Raw genomic sequence first — 22,771 nt, forward strand, 5'->3', positions numbered from 1 at the left:
GGTACCCGCTGTGAAGCGTCAAACATTGAATCAGGCGATGCTAAGTCCGTGAAGCCGTTCCGGACCCTTCGGGGAAAGGAAAGTGGTGGAGCCGACGGACCAGACTTGTAGTAGGTGAGTGATGGGGTGACGCAGGAAGGTAGTCCAGCCCGGGCGGTGGTTGTCCCGGGGTAAGGGTGTAGGCCGTGTGATAGGTAAATCCGTCACACATTAAGGCTGAGACCTGATGCCGAGCCGATTGTGGTGAAGTGGATGATCCTATGCTGTCGAGAAAAGCCTCTAGCGAGTTTCATGGCGGCCCGTACCCTAAACCGACTCAGGTGGTCAGGTAGAGAATACCGAGGCGTTCGGGTGAACTATGGTTAAGGAACTCGGCAAAATGCCCCCGTAACTTCGGGAGAAGGGGGGCCATCACCGGTGATTGAATTTACTTCATGAGCTGGGGGTGGCCGCAGAGACCAGCGAGAAGCGACTGTTTACTAAAAACACAGGTCCGTGCGAAGCCGTAAGGCGATGTATACGGACTGACGCCTGCCCGGTGCTGGAACGTTAAGGGGACCGGTTAGTGCACTTTCGGGTGTGCGAAGCTGAGAACTTAAGCGCCAGTAAACGGCGGTGGTAACTATAACCATCCTAAGGTAGCGAAATTCCTTGTCGGGTAAGTTCCGACCTGCACGAATGGCGTAACGACTTCTCGACTGTCTCAACCATAGGCCCGGTGAAATTGCACTACGAGTAAAGATGCTCGTTTCGCGCAGCAGGACGGAAAGACCCCGGGACCTTTACTACAGTTTGATATTGGTGTTCGGTTCGGCTTGTGTAGGATAGGTGGGAGACTTTGAACTCTGGACGCCAGTTCAGGGGGAGTCGTCGTTGAAATACCACTCTGGTCGTGCTGGATGTCTAACCTGGGTCCGTGATCCGGATCAGGGACAGTGTCTGATGGGTAGTTTAACTGGGGCGGTTGCCTCCTAAAGAGTAACGGAGGCGCCCAAAGGTTCCCTCAGCCTGGTTGGTAATCAGGTGTTGAGTGTAAGTGCACAAGGGAGCTTGACTGTGAGACCGACGGGTCGAGCAGGGACGAAAGTCGGGACTAGTGATCCGGCGGTGGCTTGTGGAAGCGCCGTCGCTCAACGGATAAAAGGTACCCCGGGGATAACAGGCTGATCTTCCCCAAGAGTCCATATCGACGGGATGGTTTGGCACCTCGATGTCGGCTCGTCGCATCCTGGGGCTGGAGTCGGTCCCAAGGGTTGGGCTGTTCGCCCATTAAAGCGGTACGCGAGCTGGGTTTAGAACGTCGTGAGACAGTTCGGTCCCTATCCGCTGTGCGCGTAGGAATATTGAGAAGGGCTGTCCCTAGTACGAGAGGACCGGGACGGACGAACCTCTGGTGTGCCAGTTGTCCTGCCAAGGGCATGGCTGGTTGGCTACGTTCGGAAAGGATAACCGCTGAAAGCATCTAAGCGGGAAGCCTGCTTCGAGATGAGTATTCCCACCCCCTTGAGGGGTTAAGGCTCCCAGTAGACGACTGGGTTGATAGGCCAGATCTGGAAGCCCGGTAACGGGTGGAGGTGACTGGTACTAATAGGCCGAGGGCTTGTCCTCAGTTGCTCGCGTCCACTGTGTTGGTTCTGAAACCACGAACAACCCCACGTTTGTCACAGAGCGTGGTGCGGTTGACAGTTTCATAGTGTTTCGGTGGTCATAGCGTGAGGGAAACGCCCGGTTACATTCCGAACCCGGAAGCTAAGCCTCACAGCGCCGATGGTACTGCAGGGGGGACCCTGTGGGAGAGTAGGACGCCGCCGAACTATTTTTGATAAAAAGCCTCATTCCCCGAGTGAAAACTCGGGGAATGAGGCTTTTTTGCGTTCCCGACCATAAAGGAAGCCGCAGATTCACGCCGGCTCCACCAGCTTCGCGTCGTACGCCACGATCACCGCCTGCACCCGGTCCCTGGCGCCCGTCTTCGCCAGGATGCGACTCACATGGGTCTTCACCGTCGACTCGGCCAGGTGCAGGCGCGCGGCGATCTCCGAATTCGTCCAGCCCCGGGCGATGACCGTGAGGATCTCGCGTTCCCGGTCCGTGAGGGCGGCGATGCGCGGGTCGGGGCCCTGGGGTGCGTTCGTGGCCGGCAAGTGCTGGACGTACGCGTCGAGGAGACGGCGCGTCAGGCTCGGGGCGACCACCGCGTCGCCCGTCGCGACCGCCCGGATCCCGGAGAGGAGTTCCTCCGGCAGCGCGTCCTTGACGAGGAAGCCGGACGCTCCCGCGCGCAGGCCGTCGTACGCGTACTCGTCGAGGTCGAACGTTGTGAGGATCAGGACCCGGGTGCGGGCGCCGGACCCGACGATGCGGCGCGTGGCCTCGATGCCGTCGAGGCCCGGCATGCGGATGTCCATCAGGACGACGTCCGGGTGGAGGCGTGCCGTGAGGCGGACCGCCTCGGCGCCGTCGCCCGCCTCGCCGGCGATGGTCAGGTCGTCCTGGCTCTCCAGCAGCATGCGGAAGCCGAAGCGCTGCATGGGCTGGTCGTCGACGATGAGCACGCTGGTCACGGGGAGGGTTCCTTCGGGAGGTGGAGATGGACGCGCCAGCCGCCCGGGGGCGTGGGCAGCGGGCCTGCCTCAAGTGTGCCGTCGTAGAGGGAAGTTCGCTCGCGCATGCCGGTCAGGCCGCGTCCCGCGCCCGGCTCCGGCGCCGGGCCTCCGCGGCCCGTGTCGGTCACGCTGACGCGCACCCCGTCGTCCCCGTACGTGACGTCTACGGCCGCGGCGGCGCCGGGACCGGCGTGCTTGAGCGTATTGGTGAGCGCCTCCTGCACGACGCGGTACACCGTCAGTTCCCTTCCAGGGGCGAGGGAGTCGGGGCGGCCGCGCAGCGCGAGGCGTACGGGCAGGCCGGCCGCGCGTACGCCGTCGACCAGCTGATCCAGGTCCGTGAGTGCCGGCTGGGGAGCCAACTCGGCTGTGGGCACGGCCTCTTCGCGCAGGACGTCGAGCAGACGGCGCAGTTCCGCGAGGGCTTGGCGGCTCGTCGTCGCGATGGCCTCCAGGGCCTGCCCGGCGCGCTCGGGGCTCTTGGCCGCCGCGTAGGAACCGCCGTCGGCGAGACCCGTGATGACGGAGAGGTTGTGGCCGATGATGTCGTGCATCTCGCGGGCGATGCGGGTGCGTTCCGCGGCCGCGGCGAGCCGGGCCTGCTGGTCGCGCTCGACCTCCAGGCGGCGGGCGCGCTCGACGAGGGACGACGTGTACTCCTGGCGGCTGCGGACCGCGATGCCGAGCAGTGCCACCAGGGTGATGGCCCAGACCTGCGGGACGATCTGCTGGTCCCAACTGCCCTTCGGATAGCGGGCGACGCCCACGACGACCGGCGCGATCGTCAGCGCGCAGGCGGCGGCAAGGAGCTTGAGGGGGCGGCGCAGCGCGACGTTGAACACGACGATGAGCTGGACCAGCGCCGCCTGGAGCAGGGCGCCCGTCCAGCTGTTCACGACACCTGCCGCCACCATCACCGCCAGGGCCGTCATCGGGCGCGTGCGGCGCCACAGCAGGGGCACGGTCAGAGCGAGGCTCAGGCACAGGATCAGCGGGCCCCGTACGTCGGTGTTGTGGGCGATGTTGCGCCAGCCGCCGCCCGCGTAGTCGATGACGGCGGCGGTCACGAAGAAGCCCGTCAGGTGCAGATCCCAGACGAGCGGGCGGCGCCGGTCGAAGGCGCGCACCCGCTCGGTGAGCCGCTGGACGTAAGCGGTGAGGGGGAAGGGGGCTCGCTCGGGCCCCTGGGTCCTGTCGTCCGTCACCTCGTCCGTCACCGCTTCATCCTCGTACGGGAAAGGGTTCCGCGGGGCGTCATACGTCGCGGCGCCTGAGGAGCAGGGCCGCGGCCGTGAGGACCGCGGCGGCCCACAGGGTCAGGGAGAGGAGCCCCATGGCGGGCGAGACCGCGTCGGCGAGCCGGGTGGCGGAGCCGAGGGCTTCGGCGGACTGGGTCGGGAAGTAGTTGATGGCGCTGTCCACGGCGTCGTACGGGAGCATGCCGAGGATCTCGGGGAGGATCATCACGCCGCCGACGAAGGCGCCGATCGCGGCCGGGACCGAGCGGAGCAGGCCGCCGAGACCGAGGGCGATCAGGCTCATCAGGGTGACGCCGGCGGCGTTGCCCGCGAGGGCGCCGAGGACGCCCGCGTCGGTGAGCGAGGTCGCCTTGTCGCCGTCGGAGAGCCAGATCTGTGCGACGAGGAACGTGACCACGTTCGTCACGAAGCTCAGGGCGAACGCGACGGCCGCGAACACGGCGGCCTTGGACCACAGGACGGGCGACCGGCGCGGGACCGCCGTCAGCGAGGCGCGGATCATGCCCGTCGAGTACTCGCTCGCCGTGACCAGGATGCCGAGGACGGCGACGCAGATCTGCGAGAGCTGGGTGCCGAGGAGGACGAAGACGACGGTGTCGATCTCGGAGTCGTCGCCGTCGTACGTCGAGCCCATGGTGACGCCGACAGCGAGGATGAGGGCGCTCGCGACGGCGAGGGTGATCCACGTGGAACGCAGGGTCCAGAACTTGTGCCACTCGGAGCGCAGCACGCGGGGCGTGGTGACGCGGTAGGGGACTGCGGTGGTCATGCTGCTGCTCCCGTCAGGGCGGTGGCCTGGTACTCGACCGAGTCGTGGGTGAGGTCCATGAAGGCCTGCTCCAGAGAGGCGGTCTGCGGGGTGAGCTCGAAGAGGGGGATGCCGTGCGTGGCGGCGGCGCGGCCGATGTCCGGGGCGTCGGTGCCGCGGACGTGCAGGGTGTCGGGGGACTCGCCGGTGACGTCGACGCCGGAGGCGCCGGACAGGAGCTCGCGCAGGCGTACGGCTTCGGGCGTGACGACCTTGACGTAGGCCGCGCCTGACTCGCGTACGAGGTCCGAGACGGTGGTGTCGGCGAGGAGGCGGCCGCGGCCGATGATGATGAGGTGGTCCGCGGTCAGGGCCATCTCGCTCATCAGGTGCGAGGAGACGAGGACCGCACGGCCTTCCGCGGCCAGGGACTTGAGGAGGTTGCGGACCCACAGGACGCCCTCCGGGTCGAGGCCGTTGACCGGCTCGTCCAGGATGACGGTGGCCGGGTCGGCGATGAGCGCGGCCGCGATGCCCAGGCGCTGGCCCATGCCGAGGGAGAAGCCCTTCACGCGCTTTCCCGCGACCTCGGTGAGGCCGGTGAGCGCGAGGACGTGGTCGACGCGGGAGCGCGGCACGCCGTGCGTGTGGGCGAGCGCCATGAGGTGGTGGAACGCGGTGCGGCCCGGGTGGATCGAGCGGGCCTCCAGGAGGGCGCCGACCTCGTGCAGCGGCGCGGCGTGTGCGGCGTAGGCGCGGCCGCCGACGGTGGCGCGGCCCGAGGTGGGGGCGTCGAGGCCGAGGAGCATGCGCATGGTGGTGGACTTGCCGGCGCCGTTCGGGCCGAGGAAGCCGGTGACGGTGCCCGGGTTGACCGTGAAGGTGAGGTCCTGGACGACGGTCTTGTCGCCGTAGCGTTTGGTGAGTCCGTGTGCCCTGATCGTCATGCTTCGAAGGTAGAAAAAGGGGCCGGGACGGGGCGTCCGACCGTGGTCCGGAGCTGCGGAAAACGCGTAGTACCCCGGTACGACGGTCCCGTAGGGTCCGGCCCATGGAGCCTGCCGAGAAGTACGTCGTACGTCCTGTCCGGTCACAGGAGTGGGAGGCGGTGCGGGAGATACGGCTCGCGTCCCTGCGCGATCCGGCGGCGCCGATCGCCTTCCTGGAGACGTACGAGACCGCGCTCGCGCGGCCCGAGGAGCTCTGGCGGGAACGGGCCGGACGGTTCGAACTCGACGGCTCCGCACGGCAGTTCGTCGCCGAGGGAGCGGACGGCCGGTGGTGGGGATCTGTGACCGTGCTGGTCGAGGAGGCCGGTGCGCCGCTCGCGTTCGGCGAGACGAGCGACGTGCGGCAGGCGCATCTCGTCGGCGTGTACGTGCGGCCCGAGCACCGGGCGAGCGGCGTGACCGAGGCGCTGTTCCTGGCGGCCGTGGAGTGGGCGCGCTCACTGGAGGGCCTGGAGCGGGTGCGGCTGTACGTGCACGAGGACAACGCGCGGGCGCAGGCGTTCTACCGGCGGTTCGGCTTCGTCCCTACCGGGGCGAGCGTGCCGGTGCCGTCGGACCCGTCGAAGTACGAGTACGAGATGGTGCTGGAGGGATCCGGGGACAACTAGGCCTGGGGAACCGGGAGTTCTGCGTGCGGCCAGCGGGCCCGGCCCTGTTCCCGGGAGCGGAGGAGGGCCAGGGTCGGCAGACCCCGGTCCGCTCCGGTGGACAGCAGCTCCGGCAGCTGGGGAAGCGGAGCCACCGCGGCGACATCGTCGAGGACGAGCGCCATTGGTGGGTCGAGCCGACCGGCAGATGACCGTTCGGCCATGCGCCGGCCGTGCTCGACCACGCTTGAGGCGAGGGCCGTGAGGAGGGGCATCGCGCCCGGGTCCGACTTGGGATCCTCGATGGCTTCACCCACCACATAAAGCGTGCCCCCTTCGTTCACGAAGGAATCCAGGGTGAGCGCATCAGTTCGGTTTGGGGTGCAGGCCTCGCGGATGTGGACAGAGAACAGCGAGGACAGAGCGCGCGCCGTCAACTCCTGGGCCATGTCCCGGCGTTCGAGATGAGAGGTGAGCGCGGCCTCCAGCTCGCCCGCGGCGCCGGCCGCGGCCTTCGGGCTGGTACGCAGAATGCGTACGGCCTCCTGGACCTGACTGCCCTGCGCCCAGCGGTGCACGTGCCGGAAGGGCTTCGCGTCCACGGCGGCGGCGTGCAGAAAGCTCCGCAGCAGCGTCTCGGCCGTGTCGGCGGTGGCCATGTCGAGTTTGGCGGTGGGCCGGATCGGGGCGAGGAGCGCGGCCGCCCGGGACGCGGCCGTGGGCTTGTCCTCGCAGCCCTGCGCCGGGTTCCAGTGGAGGCGGGCCGGGGTGTCGCACAGATGGGTGGGGTCGTAGACGAGGACGGGGCCGAGCTTCGACCGGGCGTCCTTGGTCTCGGCCCAGACACTCGCCGACGACGTGACGACGAGGACGGGACCCTCGGCGTCCCGGATGGCCTGAATGGCCCGGGGAGCCCGGGTCTCGGCGGGGCCGAGGACGACGGGGCCTCGGGGGGCGGGGACGGCCATGGGGGCGGCGGCCGGTGTGACGGGACTCGCGAGGTGCTCGAGATGCTCGTGGTGCTGGTCCTGCGCGTGGCGATGGTCGTGCTGGTCGTGCGCGTGACTGTCAGGGGGTTCCGCCCCAGCCGCCGGGACGACCTCCGAGACGGTGGCCCGGGGAGCGGGCGTGACCGCAGGCGCCGGTTCGGCCGACGGAGCGGCAGCGGCCCCCGCCCGGCCCCTCCGCCGTACGGCCCGCCACCGCGCCAACGTCCCCGCGACGAACACCGCGAGCACGATCAGCACGAGCACCTGGCCGATGAAAAGGCCCCAGAACAGCCCGTACCCGGAGAGCTGCCCGTCGGGGGTGTCCGGCCACGCGCCCGGCAGGTCGTGCGGGCGGCCGATGAGGGAGCGCATGGCCACCGGCGTGTGGCGGATCGTCACGCCGTCCGGCCAGGCGCCCTTGGCGAACAGACCCGACAGGCCCGTCGCCGTCCACACCATGACGGTCATGCCGAGCAGGAACGCGAGCACGCCGAGGAGCAGCCCGTCGGGAACGCCGCGTTCCCGTTCCCGCGGGGCGGGGCCACCGCGGCCCCGCTCCCCGTACCTGTCGTCCTGCTCGTAGGCGTCGTGCCGCCGCATCCCGCTCTCGCTCTCGCCGAGCCCCACAAGTAACTTCCCAGGCCTCAGGCCTCAGACCTCAGACCTCAGGCCACCGTCGACTCCGACGAGTCCTTGTACCGGTCGCCCATGTGCTGTTCCACGAACGCGGCCGCCCGTTCCTCCGCCTCCAGGTCGGCGGCGCGCATCGCGTCGTCGTCACCGAGCGTCTCGGCGGAGGACTCCGTCATGGCGCGGTCGGTGAAGACCAGGGGCCGTTCCGTCTCGGTGATGAGGTGCTTCACGACCTGGACGTTCCCGTTCACGTCCCAGACCGCGATGCCCGGCGTCAGCGAGGGGATGATCTCCACGGCCCAGCGTGGCAGGCCGAGCACGAGACCGGTGGCCCGTGCCTCGTCGGCTTTCTGGGCGTAGACGGTCCTGGTCGACGCCATCTTCAGGATCGCGGCCGCCTCCTTGGCCGCGGCCCCGTCCACCACGTCACTGAGGTGGTGGACGACCGCCACGAACGACAGGCCGAGCCGCCGCCCGAACTTCAGGAGCCGCTGGAACAGCTGCGCCACGAAGGGCGAGTTGATGATGTGCCACGCCTCCTCCACCAGGAAGATGCGCTTCTTGCGGTCCGGCCGGATCCACGTGTGCTCCAGCCACACGCCCACGATCGCCATCAGAATCGGCATCGCGATGGAGTTGCGGTCGATGTGGGAGAGGTCGAAGACGATCAGCGGGGCGTCGAGGTCGATGCCGACCGTCGTCGGACCGTCGAACATGCCGCGCAGGTCACCGTCCACGAGACGGTCGATGACGAGGGCGACATCAAGTCCCCATGCCCGTACGTCGTCTATGGCCACGTTCATCGCTTCCGCCGACTCGGGTTCCGGGTGGCGGAGCTGCTCGACGATGTCGGTCAGGACGGGCTGGCGGTCGACGATGGTCTCGTTGACGTAGGCGTGCGCGACCTTGAGGGCGAAGCCGGAGCGCTCGTCGAGGCCGTGCCCCATGGCGACCTCGATGATCGTCCGGAGCAGGGCGAGCTGCCCGGTCGTCGTGATCGCCGGGTCGAGCGGGTTGAGCCGGATCCCCATGTCCAGAGCGGCCGTCGGGTCCAGCCGGATGGGAGTTATACCCAGCTCCTGGGCGATGAGGTTCCATTCGCCGACCCCGTCCTCACCCTGCGCGTCGAGGACGACGACCTGGCGGTCCTTGAACCTCAGCTGCCGCAGGACGTACGTCTTCTCCAGCGCCGACTTGCCGTTGCCGGACTCGCCGAGGACCAGCCAGTGCGGGGCGGGCAGCTGCTGCCCGTACAGCTGGAAGGGATCGTAGATGTAGCCCTTGCCGGAGTAGACCTCCCGGCCGATGATGACGCCCGAGTCGCCGAGCCCGGGGGCGGCCGTCGGCAGGTAGACCGCCTGGGCCTGGCCCGTCGACGTACGCACAGGAAGCCGGGTCGTCTCCACCTTCCCGAACAGGAAGGAGGTGAAGGCGTCGGTGGCCATGGACAGCGGATCCCGCATCTCAGAGCCCTGCCTCTACCGTCGGATGCCGGTCGCGAACGGCAATGTGTTGACGAAGGCCCGGTGGTGCTCGCGGTCGCACCACTCCAGCTTCAGATAGGACTTGCCGGCGGAGGCGCGGATCGTGCGCTTGTCGCGCGCGAGGCTCTCCGGGGAGCGGGAGGAGACGGTGATGTAGCCGACGAGGTTGACCCCGGCCGCGCCGCTCGCGAGGTCCTCGCCGCGCTGGTCGAGGCGGGTGTTGGCGGCGACGTCGCGTGGGTCGACGGTCCGGTTCATCTTGGCGGCGCGGCTGGCCTCCGCCTCGTCGTTCGTCTTCTCGGTGAGCATCCGCTCGATGGCGACCTCGGTGGGTTCCAGGTCCATCGTGACGGCCACGGTGCGGATGACGTCGGGGGTGTGGACGAGGAGCGGCGCCAGGAAGTTCACGCCGACCGGCGTCATCGGCCACTCCTTCACCCAGGCGGTGGCGTGGCACCAGGGCGCGCGCGTGGACGACTCGCGCGTCTTGGCCTGGAGATACGTCGGCTCCATCGCGTCCAGCTCGGCCGGCCAGGCATTGCGCTTGGTCATGGCCTGGATGTGGTCGATCGGATGATCCGGGTCGTACATGGAGTGCACGAGCGAGGCGAGCCGCCCCTGCCCGAGCGGCTGGCGCACCCGGATGTCGGCCTCCTGGAGGCGCGAGCAGATGTCGGTCAGCTCGCGCGCCATGACGACCGCGAGCCCGGCGTCCCGGTCGACCTTGCGGCCGCTGTGCGGACGGGCCGCGCGCGCCATGGCGTGCGCCTCGGCGGCCAGCTCGCGGGTGTAGTGCATGCAGGCCACGAGGTAGGCGCGGTGCTGCTCGCTGCTCGTCGACACCATCGACTGGAGCTGGTTGTACGACTGCTGCAGCCAGCCCGGCGTGCGGTCGTCACCGCGCACGGCGACGTCCTTGGCATGCGCGTCGGGGTCGGCGGGGAGCGTGCGGGCGAGCATCTGCAGCCGCGTGACGAAGCCGTCCCCGTTCGCGACGTGCTTCAGGAGCGTCCCGAACCGGTCGACCAGCGCCTCCTGGTCCTCGCTGTCCCGCAGACCGACACCCGGGCCCTCGATCTCGATGGCGGCGGTGACGGTCCGCCGGTCGGCGTGCAGCAGCACGGCGATCTCGTCCGGCCCGAACGGCGCGGCCAGCCAGGTCAGCCGGCCGATGCCGGGCGGCGGCCCGATCTCCACCTCGCGCCCGTCGAGCCGCACCCCCGCGTCCATGGCCCGCGACCGGTACGTCGTGCCGCGCTTCAGCTGCCGCTTGTAACTGCGGTTGATCTCGAACCACTTGTAGAAGGTGCGGTGCTTGTACGGGATGTAGACGGCCGCGAGCGCGATCAGCGGGAAGCCCAGGAGCAGCATGATGCGCAGGGACAGGGCGGGGACGAGAAGCCCGCACATCATGCCCAGGAAAGCGCCCCCGATGATGAGGGCGATCTCGCCGGTCTCGCGGTTCCTGCCGACGATGGCGTTCGGCCGGGCACGGCCGATCAGATACGTACGGCGGGGCGTGACCGATGGGGACACATGGGACTGGGTCGTCAACGCCCTGCACCTCCTTGCCGATTGCTGTTGCCGGTGTTCCCGCCGCTACGCGTATTGCGCGCGTGCGGCGTGCTCGTGGGACTCGTACGGGGCGGAGGTGCGGCGGAGGGGACAGATCCGCCGCCACCGCCACTGCCCCCGGAGGAAGGGCGTGTGCTGTGTGCGGCCACGCCTCCCGACACGGGGTTCGCGGGGCGGGCCTGGGACTGGCCGCCACCGCTGCCGCCGCCACCGTCCGCACGGGCGCTGTGCGTCTTGATGCCCTGCGAGACGAGTGCGGCGGGTGAACTGATCACTGCGGCGGCCTTGTTCTCGGCGCCGCGCATGATGCGGTTGTTACGGCCGTTGGCGATCTCGTCGCCGAAGCCGGGTACGAAGCGGTAGATCATGCCGCTGGCGAAGATCGCGAGCAGCACGATGGCGAGACCGGAGACGACGGCGGCGAGGGAGTCCGGCCCTTCCGACCCGGACAACGCGCCGGCCAACCCGAGCACGATGACAATCACCGGTTTCACCAGGATCACGGCGATCATCACGCCGGCCCAGCGGCGGACGTGTCCCCACAGGTTCTTGTCGACGAGCCCTGCGTAGACGACGATGCCGAGCAGAGCACCCACGTACAGCAGCACGGCCCGCAGATACAGCTCCAGGTACAGCACGCCCGCGGCGAGGATCGACACCAGCGAGACGACGATCAGCATGATCGGCCCGCCCCCTATGTCGTCGCCCTTCTTCAGCGCACCGGAGAACGTCCCGAAGAACGCGTCCGTCTGATCCCCCGTCGCCTTCGCCAGCACATCCGAGACACCGTCCGTCGCGGATACGACGGTGTAGAGGATCAGGGGCGTGAACGCGGACGCGATGACCGTGAGCCAGAGGAACCCGATGGCCTCGGAGAGGGCGGTACCGAGGGGGACGCCCCGGACCGCCCTCTTGGCGACGGCGAGCAGCCACAGCAGCAACGTGAGAATCGCCGACGCCGCGAACACGATGGCGTACTGCTGGAGGAACTTCGGGTTGGTGAAGTCGACGTTGGCGTTCTGCTTGATGGACTTGCTGAGCATGTCCACGGTCCAGGACGCGGCGTCGGCACAGCCTCTGGCCAGGGAGGAGAGGGGGTCCAGGGGGTTGGTGGTGCCGGGGGGTGTGGCGGGGGTGCCGCCGCCGGATCCGGCCCTTCCGTTGCCGCGTTCGCAGTACTGCTTGGCGGGTCCGACGATGAGGTCGCACTTGTCATCGCCAGGCGCCGAGTAGGCACGGGTCGCCAGCAGGACGGTTGCGGTCTGGACGGCTGCCGCGGCGCCGGCGAGCTTCAGCAGATGGCGACTACCGGGCATAGGTGAACCCTCCGTACTGCTCAACGGCCTTGGCGATCTCGTCGGCCGACGAGATCTTGTTGTCGCCGTTCACAGGGGACGGTCCGTCCTTCTGGGAGAAGCTCTCGACCTTCCAGTCGCCGTCCGTCCACCGCAGCTTCAGAGTCATCGTGAACCAGTCGTTCGTGACAGGGTTCTTCGCGCTCTCACCGGCTGTACCGAAGGCACCCGTGCACCAGACCTCTGCGGTCGCCGTGCCGTCCGAGTACGCCGTGGTCTTGGTCCCGACCGGGACGGTCCGCGACACATAGGTCTGGCCCGCCGGCGCGTTGCCGTTCGTGTCCAGTCCGAGTTGGCTGAGGAAGGCAGTGGAGTACGCCTTGTCGAACTTGGCTTCCAGCCCGGCGACCTTGTCGGAGACGAAGAGCTGCCTGACGATCTCGGACCGGCGCTCCGGCTTCAGGATGTCGGCGGAAACCAGGGCCACCGCATAATTCGCCGCAGCGCTCTGCGCCCCCTGCTCGTCATGCGCGAACCCCGAAGCGACCGGCTTCGTCCCGGTCGCCGCCGTCGCGGAAGCGCCCGGCTTCTTCCCGTCGCCGCCCCCCGAAGAGGACTCGTCCCCACCGCGGTTCGCGAAGGCGATAGCAGCGATGAGGAGCACCACCACCCCGACCACCGTGATGAGGCTGCGCGATGACGACCTGGCGGGTCTGCGCCCGTCGCCGTATCCGTCGCCCGGCCCGCCCTCCGGCAGGCGCGTGCGGGTCTGGCCCGTGCCGCCGTAGAGGCCGTCGTCGTCGTTGCCGTCGCCCGGACTCATCCCGCGTACGCCCCCTCAGGCTCGTGCTGAACCGCCACGTACGACGGTAGCCGCGCGGCTTTCCGCGCGGGCGCGGTGTGGTGACTCGACATCAGGGAGTTGCAACCTCAGTGCAGATGAGACCGGAGCGGGCGGAACAGGGGCTAGATCGCCATGCCGTACACGATGGTGAAGAGCGTGCCGAGTGAGCCGATGATGAATACGCCGGTCAGGCCTGCGACGATGAGGCCCTTGCCCTGCTCGGCGCTGAATGTGTCGCGCAGCGCTGTCGCGCCGATCCGTTGCTTGGCCGCGCCCCAGATGGCGATGCCCAGGCACAGCAGGATCGCCACCGCCATCACGACCTCGACCATGACCTGGGCTTCCTTGCCGAGGTTCTGGAATGGGCCCCAGTCGGGGGCGATCCCGCCGATGATGGTGTCGATGTTGCCCTTGCCGGCTGCCAGCAGCATGTGTAACTCACCGCCCCATGTGGGTAGTTCTGTCGCCCCCGCCGCAGCGCAGAGGTCAGGCCCATTCTTGCCCAGATCGCCGCGGATGCCTGCCGACTTGGCGCCATTCCTTGGCTGAGTTCCAACGTCTTCACATGGTTGCGTATACGAGGGAACGTATGGTCACTCTGTGTATCACGCTGCGTCACTCCGGGCAATGAACCTCAAGTCTGTGCCGTGACCTGAACGGTGACGGTTCGTTGGCCACTCACTGAACGTCGTGCGGGGGCGTGGGGTGAATTGTCCACGAAGATCCCTCCGCCGTTCGCGGCGGGCGTCAGGACATCGTCAGAACACCGTCAGGGCAGGTGAAACAGCCCTTCCACCCTCAGTGGCGTCTGTGAGCGTTGTGGCTTTCCCGTGTGGCGCCCTCTGTCGGTCTGGCCGAGCGGTGCGGCTGCCGTACGGGACAGCGATCGCACGGGGAGACGGTGGACATGGCGTGGGACGAGTGGGAGCAGCTGAAGGCCGAGGCACTGGCCCGGCGGCAGGGCCATATGCAGCTGAACAGTCTGGCCCCGGCCGGTGGCCCCGGCGGTGGTGACGTCGGCACCCTCAAGTCGAGTACGTCGAGGAAGAAGGCCGCGGTCAAGGTGTTGCAGGAGGACATCAGGCCGGGGACGGACAAGGCGGGGGGCCACGCCGACGAGTCCTCGGGCTCGACGGTCCGGGAGTTCTCGGGCTGGGACACCGGTTCGGGGCTGAAGGGCGCGCACGCCGAGTGGGAGTTACAGGTCGAGGGCCTGAAGGGCCGCCTGGGCCGGGACCAGACGGCGCTGGAGCAGACCAAGCAGCACTTCCAGTACGTCGACCACGGAGTGAAGAGCCGGGCGGACCAGGTCGACACGGGGCGCGCCGGCCGGCGCGAGGCCTAGGGGCGGGGGACGCACATGCTCACGTATCAGGACGTCATCGCGGTCAATCTGAGGTCGCTGACGACGACGGCCAAGGACTGGGACGACATGGCCGACGGATTCGAGGATCTGGAGACGCTCTACAGGAATCAGGTGGAGTCCGTCGCGAACGACGGCAGTTGGGTGGGGGTGAGCGCGGGCGCCGCCTCCTCGCAGTTCACCGGGACGCGGAAGCAGTACGCGGACGCCCAGGTCGAGGCGCGTGCCGTCGCGTCGATCCTGCGCGACGCCCACGGGCAGTTCTCCCGCCTCATCGGTCATGTCGAAGACCTGGTCGAGCAGGCGAAGAAGGCCGAGATGCCCATCAACAACCAGGGTGAGGCGGTCTACGACTACAGCAAGCTGACGCCCAACCGGCACGACGAGGACTATCCCTCCCTCGTCTCGCAGTACAAGAAGGCCGAGGCGGCCTGGACGAAGAAGATCAAGGATGCCGTGCAGGCTGTCGACGACGCGGACCAGGGCGTGAAGCTCGCGCTCCACGATGCGGCAGGCATCAAGAGCTGGTTCGAGCGGGCCATGGATCCGCTGCACGGCATGGAGCACGGCTTCAACGGCGACGCCGTCGGTGACATCGAGGTCGTCGAGGCGCGTGAGGCCAAGCAGTACGCGGACCGGATCCTCGGGGGCGAGAAGCCGGACGATCTGGAGGAGTGGAAGCGCCTGATGCGCGACAACTCCGACGACCCGGTGTTCAGCCGGACGTTCCTGGACTCGCTGGGCCCCGACAAGACATTGCAACTGACCAACAAAATAGACGACTTGGCGTATTTCGACGACAAGAAGAACAAGAACGACTACCTCAACATCAACGGCGGCATAGCCGATTCGCTGGCCACCGCAACCCGCGTACCGGATTTCAAGGACGCGAACGGCAAGCACATTCCGTTCGGCACCGCCGCGTACAACGACGCTTTCAAGGGCTGGCAGAAAACATCGGATGCCGGCTTCTACAACAAGTGGCGCGACGCTCTGCATGAGCGCGGCGACGACAAGTACGACCTCAAGGCGGCGGGCGAGAACGTCGGCGTCGGCTTCAAGGGGCACGACCAGCAGGTCCGCGGATACCAGAGCCTCGCCACGCTCATGGAGCAGGGCCACAAGGACTTCTCGCCGCAGTTCGTAGCGGATGTCACGGACGACATGATCTCCATGGAGAAGAAGGACCCGGACATCTGGAACCTGTACGGCACCTTCGACGGGAAGGGCGGCGACGGCTGGTTCGCGAACGACCCGGTCGACGGAGCGCTCGGCGTCATGTCGCGCACCCCCGAGGGAGCCGCCGGCTATCTGGACCCCGGCACGGACGAGGGCAAGAACCGCTTCGACTACCTCCTCGGCAAGGGCGAGGGAAGCCGGGACTGGCAGGTCGTCAACGACACCAACTGGCAGGGACCAGGGGGAAACGTCGAGGTCGACGCGGGCGAGAGCTCGGACACCGACAACCGCAAGGGCCTGGGCGACGCGCTGACCGCGGCGGCGACGGGCATCGATCCGTCGGGAGCACCACACGGCCCGACCGCACACACGGCCGCCAACGACCGCGTTTTCCAGGCCGCGCTGAGCACGCTGTCCGGACAGGGCGACGACATGCCGTCGGCATTCCGGGACGACATGGCGAAGATCATGACCAGCCATGGCGACGAGGTGTATGCGGCGATGTCCGACGTCAGCGGCAAACACTCGACGCTGGATCAGGAGCAGGTCATGGAGATGACCAAGCAGATATCCCGGAGCGAGAACTCGTACGGAATGCTGCACGAGGGCATGAACTACGCCATCGTCGACAGCTTCCACGACCGCTCAAGAGCGCCGGAGGACACGCTGGACTCGGCGGGCTACGCCGTCGGCTTCATGGAGGAAGCCCGGTACAACGCGCTGAAGGGCGACCAGCACGACTACACCTGGGACAAGGCGTGGAGCTACCACGGCTCTGGAGCGATCCTCAACTTCATCCCCGTCTACGGCGACATCGCGCAACGCGGAGCAGACGTGGTCACCACCGCCTGGATCATGGACGAGCAGGAGCATCAGGCGCAGCGGCTGACGGACGACAGCACATCGACATACGCCACCCGGCGAAATCAGCTCAACGAGCTGGCTGATCAGTGGTACTCCGTCAATTCGAGCTGGGCTCTGGACGAGACCGGTTACTCCTTCCAGGACGGGGTCTACAAGAAGATCGCCGCAGCAGCGAACGACGGAAACGACATGGCCGACGGAATCGCGGGAGACCATTAGTGAAGACGACGACCCGCTCGGCGCTGCTTCTGGCCGCCCTCGCGATGACGACCACCGGGTGCGGCAGCGGCTATGCCGTCCCCGAGACGTTCTGCGATGCCGCGGTGAAGAAGGACGACCTCTCGCCGCTCCTGCCTGAGGGAGAGAATCTCAAGAACAAGCGGGTGAAAGCGCGGTCGAAACCAGGCGCCTTCTGCTCTCTGAGCGTCGACGGAACCCGCATCCTGTACGTGGCCTATCAGCATGACGACGCCCCACTGCTTCCGGAGAACCGCAGGGCGGTGATCCAAAGACTGGAGCGGGCAGCCGCGCGAAATGTGTCGTTCCCGGGCCAGGCCGTCATCGGGAGCAACGGTGCAGAAGTCAGCGCCAAGTGCGGTGATCCCACGCCCTACTTGACTTTCAACGTCCAGTTCGCAGGGGATCGCGTGGAGGATTCGAGCTCCGGCTACAAGAAGCTTCAGCGCTTCCTGGACGACTTCGTGCCGGCTGTGACGAAGAAGGTGGAGTGCACGGCGGACAGCTGACCGGTCGGGGCCGGACCAGTACGTTCGTCAGGCCGCAGGAGACGGCCGCCGGGCATCTGCGGGCGTACTTCGACCAGCCGTTGGAGCTCTCGCACTACCTCGCGGCCGAGCGGCTCGTCGCCGACACGTAGTTGAGCGGGGAGCAGCGGGCCGCCATCGTCGCCGAGCTGGTGCGGGCGATGGTCGGGTCGGGGGGACCGGGTGACGTGAGGTCCGGGCGTGCGTGATTCGGACAATCCGGGGGGTGCGTCCTCGCCATGAGGGCCGGTGAGAACCCTGCCCACCTACACTGAGGCCCGGCGTACTACCGGGCTTCGAGGGGCGGGTGACGGTGCGTAAGGCGTGGGTCGTCGGGGGTGCGCTCGCCGCCGGGGGGACCGGGTTCGTGACGCTGCTCGTCGTCGGTACGTTCATGGCCGCCGGCTCTCTCGCGAGCGGTGTCGGCAAGGGGGCCGTGGGGCTCGCCAAGGGCGCCGTGCCCTCCGCGTACCAGTCGATCGTGCAGGAGTGGGGGAACCTCTGCCCCGCGATCAATCCGGCGCTGCTCGCCGCTCAGCTGTATCAGGAGAGCGGGTTCAACCCGAACGCGAAGAGTCCCGCGAAGGCGCTCGGCATAGCGCAGTTCATCCCGGGGACGTGGGCCGCGCACGGGGTCGACGGTGACGGGGACGGGGACCGCGACATCTGGGATCCGAAGGACGCCATTCCGTCCGCGGCCTCGTACGACTGCTCGCTCGCGAAGTACGTGAAGGACGCGCCGGGCAATCAGACCGAGAACATGCTCGCCGCTTACAACGCGGGCGCGTACGCCGTCATCAAGTACGGAGGCGTACCGCCGTACCGCGAGACGCAGAACTACGTGAAGACGATCACGAACCTGGAGAAGAGCTTCGCGCGGCCGGTCGGGCGTGTGCAGCCGTCGCAGCAGGCGGCGGGCGCCATCTACTACGCGCAGAAGAAGCTCGGGACCGAGTACCTGTGGGGCGGGAACGGGACCGCCGATCAGGGCGGCCGGTTCGACTGTTCGGGGCTGACGCTCGCCGCGTACCGGGAGGTCGGGATCGAGCTGCCGCGGGTCGCGAACGACCAGTACAACGCCGGGCCGCATCCCAAGCGGGACGAGCTGCTGCCGGGGGACCTCGTCTTCTTCTCGGACGACCTCACCGACAGCCGCGCGATCCGGCACGTCGGGATCTATGTGGGCGGCGGCTACATGATCGACGCACCGCGGCCGGGTGCCGTGATCCGGTTCGACCCGGTCGACACACCCGACTATTTCGGGGCGACGCGGGTGACCGAGGATGGTGCGAAGGCGGTGCCGAGCGAGAGGCCGGCTGGGAACACCGAAGTGTGACGTGGCCGGAACTCTCCGTCAGAGCCCTGCCCTGAGCTGCGGCTTCGTGTCTCTCTTCGATAACGTCTGCGTGATCATTCGGTGGAGTGCGGAACGAAGGAGAGGGGACCGTGCGTTCCTTTTCCTGAGCCGATCGCGGATCGACGAAGACCGCGGAGCAATGACCACGGGGGTGGACGAGCGGCGCACGACAGTGTGCGCCCACTGAGCAGCAAGACGAAGGGGCCGCGGCGAGATGGCTGGACTGGCTGGACTCTCGGCACTCGGGGCCTCCGGGTCCAACCCCGACGTCGGTCTGCTCTACGACATCAACGGCCTGGCGAAGTCCGCCCCCGGCTGGGTCGACAGCGCCATGGCGTTCGTCGGTGAGTACGGTCTGCTGCTCGCGCTAGTGCTGCTCACCCTGTGGTGCTGGTGGGGCGTGCGGAAGCGGGACTCCCTCGACGACGCCGCCTCGTCCGTCGCCTCCGTCGTATGGGCCCCGCTCGCGGCCGGCATCGCCGTCCTGGTGAACGTGCCGATCCGCAGTTTCGTGGAACGGCCCAGGCCCTTCACCGACCACGAGGGCCTCGACGTCCTCGTCGACGGCAAGTCGGACTTCTCCTTCGTCAGTGACCACGCGACGCTCGCCATGGCCATCGGCGCCGGTCTCTTCGTCGCCCACCGCAAGTTCGGGCTCATCGGTCTTGGGCTCGCGGTGCTCGAAGGGTTCTGCCGGGTCTTCATGGGCGTGCACTACCCGACCGACGTCGTCGGCGGATTCGCCCTCGGCACGGCGGTGGCACTGCTCCTGTCGCCGCTCGCGTCCGCGCTGCTCACCCCGCTGGCGCGCGCCGTCGGGCGGACGACGAGGCTGCGGTGGCTGGTGTGGTCGCCTAGCCCTGCCTCGTCGGCTCGGGAGACGGTGGAGATTCCTGAGCCGCGGGAGTCCGAAGAGCGGGATCTGGCCGCTTAGCCTCTTCTGCTGCACGTCGGCACAGGATGACGGTGCCGCCGGCCGCGGCGGCGAGCGCCACGGCGCCGGACGTGACCGCGAGGGGGCCCGAAGCGGGGTGGTCCGAGTCGTCGTCGGTGACGGCGGCGGTCGTGGCGCCCAGGGCGAACGCGGCGGCGGCGATCGCGAGGACGGCGGCTATGCGGGGTATCCGGGGTATCCGGGGCTTGTTCATGATCCCAGCGGAACCCTGCGGGCTGCTTCGGGCCAGTTGAGGGCGTGTTGCCTGAGCCGTCCGGGGGGGGGCTTGCCGCCGCAACGGTCGTGCGTCGGTGCCGGCCCGGTGGTGGCTGGGCGCGCGCACGCGGCGGAGCCGCAAATCGGCACAGCCCCGCGCCCCTCAGGGGCTCAGATCAGGGCGCGCTCAGATCAGGGCGCGCTCAATTGGAGGGCGCTCAGAGTGCCTGCGGGAACGTGAAGAACCGGTTCGGGTCGTACTGCTTCTTGACCGTCGCCAGGCGTGTGGCCGCGTCGCCGTAGTACGCCTTGCGCCAGTTCGTCAGTGTCGGGTCCGTGTAGTTCTGGTACGCCGCCCCCGACGCGTACGGCCGCATCGCCGCGTGGGCGGAATCGAGCCAGGCGCGGGCCGTGGAGCCGGACGTTCCGGCCTGCCAGGAGACGATGTACTGCGCGAGCATCCGGGAGCGCCGGTGCACGAACGCGGTGGCGGTCGGGTCGACGCGGTTGATCGCCCCGCCGAGCGCGGTCAGCGCGATGCTGCCGGCGCCCGAGGTGACGTTCTCCATCTTGGCGAACAGGGCGCGGATGCCGGCCGAGGAGATCGAGCGGTCGAAGAAGTCCGAGCGGGCCGCGTACGTCTCACGCCCCAGCGCCCCCTGCGTGCTGCGCCCCGGGGTGGTGCCCGGCAGATGGCACATCGTGTCCTCGGCGAACGCCGAGCAGCCCGCGTACACCTCCATCGACTCCTCGTAGGAGCGCCGCTTCAGGGAGACGTTCGACGCGGGGCCGGGGCCGCCGGGACCGTCGGCGAGGCGGTCGACGGCGTTCTGGAGCTCGCGGTACGTGCCGAGCGAGAACGCGGCGACCGAGATGGTCGGCCGGCCTCCGACGGCGTTCGCTATGTGGCAGGACGACCAGATCTCGTCGGGCTGCGAGGGGCCCCACTCCTGCCAGGCCTTCAGGACGGCGGTGGCCTTCGACCAGGGCCAGGTCATGTACGCGGAGACGGCCTGCGGGGCGGGGTGCGTGCGGAAGCGGAGTTCGGTGACCACGCCGAAGTTGCCGTTGCCCGCGCCGCGCAGGGCCCAGAACAGGTCCTTGTTCTCGCTCTTGTTCGCGACGACCTGCTTGCCGTCCGCCGTGATCAGCGTGGCCTGGGTGAGGCTGTCGCAGGTCAGGCCGTAGGCGCGGGAGACGACGCCGTGGCCGCCGCCGAGGGTGAGACCGGAGACGCCGACGGTGGGGCAGGAGCCAGCCGGGATGGTGACGCCCTTCGCGGCGAGCGCGCGGTACACGTCGATGAGCTTGGCGCCCGCGCCCACCACGGCCTCGCCTCCGGAGGCCCTGATCGCGGAGAGCTTGGACACGTCGAGGATCAGGCGGCCGTCGCCGGACGACCAGCCCGCGTACGAGTGGCCGCCGTTGCGGATCGAGACGGGGACGTGGTGCGCCCGCGCGTAGGCGAGCGTGGTGCGGATGTCGTCGGGGTGGGCGACGTAGGCGACGGCGGTCGGCTTCAGGCTGTCGAAGCGGGTGTTGTAGAGCTGGCGCGCGGCCGCCCACTTGGCCTGACCGGGGGTGACGAGGGTGCCGTCGAGGTCCTTGGCGAGTGCCTTGAGGTTCGCCGCGGCGGAGGCGCTCGCGCTGGTGGTGCGGATGGGCGCGCTGGTCGTCGCGCTGGGCTTGGTCCGCCCGCCGGCCCCCGCCGCGCCGGTGCTGCATGCCGTGGCCGCGCCTGCCGTGACGGTGGCCGCGCCGACTGCGATGAACGTACGCCGATCCATGGACGCCTCCCGTTGTTTCCCGGGGTACGAGACGTCTTTGGGGAGCGCGGGGTTCCACGCCGGGCGGTCGGGTCAGGGGCGGGTCGTGTGTTCCTCGGCGTCGCTTCTCGCCTTCGAGCGGGCTCTGCGGGAGGGGCCGCGCCAGCCGCAGGTGCAGCGGGCCATACAGAAACGGCCTTGTTCGGCCGTGGTCGTCTGGTGAGTTTCGGGGAGTTCGGACTGCTCTTGTGCCACACCTCAACGGTACGCGTGACGGGTGCAGGCAACTGTCGTTATCCGGTCGACAGAGGGGCCGCGGACGCTCGGACCGACAGGGCTTGGGGGCAGACAGGCGATGGTGCAGCACGGACGCGCAGCACGGGCGGTCGCAGCGGCCGCGGCGGTCGGAGTGATGGGCCTCACCACTGGCTGTTCGGCCGCCGCCGAGGCGGACAACGAGAGCCCGGCCGACTCCGCCGCCGCCGTCCACGACGCGGCCGACCGCCTGGTCAGGGAGGGCAGTTCCAAGGCCCGTACGTCCATGGAGATGGCGAGCGGCGGGACCCGCGTCACCATCAGGGGCGAGGGCGTCTACGACTACCGGGCGCGCGTCGGGCAGTTGAAGGTGGTGCTTCCGCAGGATCCTTCCGGCGCCGAGGAGCACCGCCCCATCACCGAGCTCCTCGCGCCCGGCGCCCTGTACATGAAGAACCGGGGCGCGGGGGTGCCCGCCGACAAGTGGGTGCGGGTCGAGACGGCGTCCATGTCGGACGGGAACCTGGTCACGGGCGGGGCCACGGATCCGCTGGCCGCCGCCGAACTGCTGCGGGGCGCGCGCAAGGTGACGTATGTGGGGGAGAGCGAGCTCGCCGGGACGGACGTGCGGCACTACCGCGGGACCGTCGACATGGCGGCCGCCGCCCACGCCGCCTCCCCGGCCGGCCGGCCGGCCCTGACGGCCGCGGCGAAAGGGTTCGCCAAGGATCAGGTGCCGTTCGACGTGTACCTCGACGACGAGGGCCGGATCAGGAAAGTGCGGCACCGGTTCAGCTTCGTGAACACGACGAAGGTGACGACTGCGGTGAAGGGGAACGGGAAGGGGAACGGGCAGGGCGGAAAGAGGGACGTCGTCGATGTGGCGTCCACCACTCTGCTCTACGGCTTCGGGGTTACGGCGAATATCGAACTTCCCGACACAAAGGACATCTTCGCCGGGAAGATCGCCGAGAATTAGCCGTCCGGAAATGGTCCGTCCGTGCCATGCGCAGTGCGTAGGCCGCTCCCTACTCTAGGAAGTC

The 22,771-nt window shown here is 68.5% G+C and carries 19 protein-coding genes and 2 rRNA genes (1 of these 21 only partly in view); 10 read left to right on the forward strand and 11 right to left on the reverse strand.

What is annotated here, in order from left to right; all coding sequences use genetic code 11:
- A 23S ribosomal RNA gene (locus OG698_RS25175) occupies positions 1-1,608 on the forward strand (it extends 1,516 nt beyond the left edge of the window).
- 89 nt (positions 1,609-1,697) lie between these two features.
- Positions 1,698-1,814: ribosomal RNA gene (rrf, locus tag OG698_RS25180) — 5S ribosomal RNA — on the forward strand.
- A gap of 87 nt (positions 1,815-1,901) precedes the next feature.
- On the opposite strand, the gene OG698_RS25185 is transcribed toward rrf, so the two are convergent.
- The 4 genes from OG698_RS25185 to OG698_RS25200 are packed head-to-tail and all read right to left on the reverse strand — an operon-like array spanning position 1,902 to position 5,560.
- Complete coding sequence (locus tag OG698_RS25185; RefSeq protein ID WP_406105577.1) at positions 1,902-2,564, reverse strand: response regulator; 663 nt, start codon at positions 2,562-2,564, stop codon at positions 1,902-1,904.
- On the reverse strand, positions 2,561-3,823 hold the full coding sequence (locus OG698_RS25190) for a sensor histidine kinase (RefSeq protein ID WP_406105578.1): 1,263 nt from the start codon (positions 3,821-3,823) through the stop codon (positions 2,561-2,563). Before OG698_RS25190 ends, OG698_RS25185 begins: the two co-directional genes overlap by 4 nt.
- Before the next feature lie 37 nt (positions 3,824-3,860).
- A complete protein-coding gene (locus OG698_RS25195) occupies positions 3,861-4,634 on the reverse strand; it encodes an ABC transporter permease (RefSeq protein ID WP_406105579.1) in 774 nt (257 codons plus the stop codon).
- Positions 4,631-5,560, reverse strand: coding sequence for an ABC transporter ATP-binding protein (locus tag OG698_RS25200; RefSeq protein ID WP_406105580.1), 930 nt, complete (start codon positions 5,558-5,560; stop codon positions 4,631-4,633). The genes OG698_RS25195 and OG698_RS25200 overlap by 4 nt, the downstream gene beginning before the upstream one ends.
- 104 nt (positions 5,561-5,664) lie before the next feature.
- Here OG698_RS25200 and OG698_RS25205 point away from each other — a divergent pair, with 104 nt between their 5' ends.
- The gene (locus OG698_RS25205; protein ID WP_406105581.1) at positions 5,665-6,231 is read left to right on the forward strand and encodes a GNAT family N-acetyltransferase; all 567 of its coding nucleotides are present in this window, start codon (positions 5,665-5,667) and stop codon (positions 6,229-6,231) included.
- Here OG698_RS25205 and OG698_RS25210 read toward each other — a convergent pair.
- The 6 genes from OG698_RS25210 to OG698_RS25235 all read right to left on the reverse strand — a co-directional run bounded on the left by OG698_RS25210 (position 6,228) and on the right by OG698_RS25235 (position 13,461).
- On the reverse strand, positions 6,228-7,799 hold the full coding sequence (locus tag OG698_RS25210) for a TraM recognition domain-containing protein (protein ID WP_406111266.1): 1,572 nt from the start codon (positions 7,797-7,799) through the stop codon (positions 6,228-6,230). The genes OG698_RS25205 and OG698_RS25210 overlap by 4 nt on opposite strands.
- Positions 7,800-7,864: 65 nt before the next feature.
- A complete protein-coding gene (locus OG698_RS25215) occupies positions 7,865-9,295 on the reverse strand; it encodes an ATP-binding protein (RefSeq protein WP_399974704.1) in 1,431 nt (476 codons plus the stop codon).
- 15 nt (positions 9,296-9,310) lie between these two features.
- The gene (locus OG698_RS25220; RefSeq protein WP_399974706.1) at positions 9,311-10,870 is read right to left on the reverse strand and encodes an SCO6880 family protein; all 1,560 of its coding nucleotides are present in this window, start codon (positions 10,868-10,870) and stop codon (positions 9,311-9,313) included.
- Complete coding sequence (locus OG698_RS25225; protein WP_406105584.1) at positions 10,867-12,207, reverse strand: hypothetical protein; 1,341 nt, start codon at positions 12,205-12,207, stop codon at positions 10,867-10,869. Before OG698_RS25225 ends, OG698_RS25220 begins: the two co-directional genes overlap by 4 nt.
- Positions 12,197-13,009: a hypothetical protein gene (locus OG698_RS25230; protein ID WP_406105585.1), complete on the reverse strand. Its 813-nt coding sequence runs from the start codon at positions 13,007-13,009 to the stop codon at positions 12,197-12,199. Before OG698_RS25230 ends, OG698_RS25225 begins: the two co-directional genes overlap by 11 nt.
- A gap of 143 nt (positions 13,010-13,152) precedes the next feature.
- Positions 13,153-13,461, reverse strand: a complete 309-nt coding sequence (locus OG698_RS25235; protein ID WP_100595588.1) for a hypothetical protein — start codon at positions 13,459-13,461, stop codon at positions 13,153-13,155.
- A 476-nt stretch (positions 13,462-13,937) separates the two neighbouring features.
- Between OG698_RS25235 and OG698_RS25240 the strand changes: the two genes are divergently transcribed.
- The 6 genes from OG698_RS25240 (at position 13,938) to OG698_RS25265 (ending at position 19,491) form a co-directional block, all read left to right on the forward strand.
- Complete coding sequence (locus OG698_RS25240) at positions 13,938-14,375, forward strand: hypothetical protein (protein WP_406105587.1); 438 nt, start codon at positions 13,938-13,940, stop codon at positions 14,373-14,375.
- 15 nt (positions 14,376-14,390) lie between these two features.
- The gene (locus OG698_RS25245; RefSeq protein WP_406105588.1) at positions 14,391-16,655 is read left to right on the forward strand and encodes a hypothetical protein; all 2,265 of its coding nucleotides are present in this window, start codon (positions 14,391-14,393) and stop codon (positions 16,653-16,655) included.
- Positions 16,655-17,182 (forward strand): hypothetical protein, encoded by a 528-nt coding sequence (locus OG698_RS25250; RefSeq protein ID WP_406105590.1) that lies wholly within the window; start codon positions 16,655-16,657, stop codon positions 17,180-17,182. The genes OG698_RS25245 and OG698_RS25250 overlap by 1 nt, the downstream gene beginning before the upstream one ends.
- Positions 17,164-17,313 (forward strand): hypothetical protein, encoded by a 150-nt coding sequence (locus OG698_RS25255; protein ID WP_406105592.1) that lies wholly within the window; start codon positions 17,164-17,166, stop codon positions 17,311-17,313. The genes OG698_RS25250 and OG698_RS25255 overlap by 19 nt, the downstream gene beginning before the upstream one ends.
- Before the next feature lie 200 nt (positions 17,314-17,513).
- Positions 17,514-18,536, forward strand: a complete 1,023-nt coding sequence (locus OG698_RS25260; protein WP_406111268.1) for an NlpC/P60 family protein — start codon at positions 17,514-17,516, stop codon at positions 18,534-18,536.
- A 235-nt stretch (positions 18,537-18,771) separates the two neighbouring features.
- Positions 18,772-19,491 (forward strand): phosphatase PAP2 family protein, encoded by a 720-nt coding sequence (locus tag OG698_RS25265; protein WP_406105594.1) that lies wholly within the window; start codon positions 18,772-18,774, stop codon positions 19,489-19,491.
- Between the two features lie 434 nt (positions 19,492-19,925).
- Here the strand turns inward: OG698_RS25265 and OG698_RS25270 are convergent, their stop codons facing one another.
- Positions 19,926-21,494, reverse strand: coding sequence for an FAD-binding oxidoreductase (locus OG698_RS25270; RefSeq protein WP_406105596.1), 1,569 nt, complete (start codon positions 21,492-21,494; stop codon positions 19,926-19,928).
- Positions 21,495-21,885: 391 nt separating this feature from the next.
- Here OG698_RS25270 and OG698_RS25275 point away from each other — a divergent pair, with 391 nt between their 5' ends.
- Positions 21,886-22,707: a hypothetical protein gene (locus OG698_RS25275; RefSeq protein WP_406105597.1), complete on the forward strand. Its 822-nt coding sequence runs from the start codon at positions 21,886-21,888 to the stop codon at positions 22,705-22,707.
- Positions 22,708-22,771 lie beyond the last annotated feature (64 nt).

The organism is Streptomyces sp. NBC_01003 (genome assembly GCF_045162695.1).
Lineage (GTDB): Bacteria > Actinomycetota > Actinomycetes > Streptomycetales > Streptomycetaceae > Streptomyces.

Coding starts and splice junctions, on each gene's coding strand:
- OG698_RS25210 (WP_406111266.1), bottom strand. CDS start 7,799: ATGCGGCGGCACGACGCCTACGAGCAGGACGACAGGTACGGGGAGCGG.
- OG698_RS25215 (WP_399974704.1), bottom strand. CDS start 9,295: ATGCGGGATCCGCTGTCCATGGCCACCGACGCCTTCACCTCCTTCCTG.
- OG698_RS25275 (WP_406105597.1), top strand. CDS start 21,886: ATGGGCCTCACCACTGGCTGTTCGGCCGCCGCCGAGGCGGACAACGAG.
- OG698_RS25225 (WP_406105584.1), bottom strand. CDS start 12,207: ATGCCCGGTAGTCGCCATCTGCTGAAGCTCGCCGGCGCCGCGGCAGCC.
- OG698_RS25195 (WP_406105579.1), bottom strand. CDS start 4,634: ATGACCACCGCAGTCCCCTACCGCGTCACCACGCCCCGCGTGCTGCGC.
- OG698_RS25205 (WP_406105581.1), top strand. CDS start 5,665: ATGGAGCCTGCCGAGAAGTACGTCGTACGTCCTGTCCGGTCACAGGAG.
- OG698_RS25230 (WP_406105585.1), bottom strand. CDS start 13,009: ATGAGTCCGGGCGACGGCAACGACGACGACGGCCTCTACGGCGGCACG.
- OG698_RS25270 (WP_406105596.1), bottom strand. CDS start 21,494: ATGGATCGGCGTACGTTCATCGCAGTCGGCGCGGCCACCGTCACGGCA.
- OG698_RS25200 (WP_406105580.1), bottom strand. CDS start 5,560: ATGACGATCAGGGCACACGGACTCACCAAACGCTACGGCGACAAGACC.
- OG698_RS25245 (WP_406105588.1), top strand. CDS start 14,391: ATGCTCACGTATCAGGACGTCATCGCGGTCAATCTGAGGTCGCTGACG.
- OG698_RS25265 (WP_406105594.1), top strand. CDS start 18,772: ATGGCTGGACTGGCTGGACTCTCGGCACTCGGGGCCTCCGGGTCCAAC.
- OG698_RS25240 (WP_406105587.1), top strand. CDS start 13,938: ATGGCGTGGGACGAGTGGGAGCAGCTGAAGGCCGAGGCACTGGCCCGG.
- OG698_RS25235 (WP_100595588.1), bottom strand. CDS start 13,461: ATGCTGCTGGCAGCCGGCAAGGGCAACATCGACACCATCATCGGCGGG.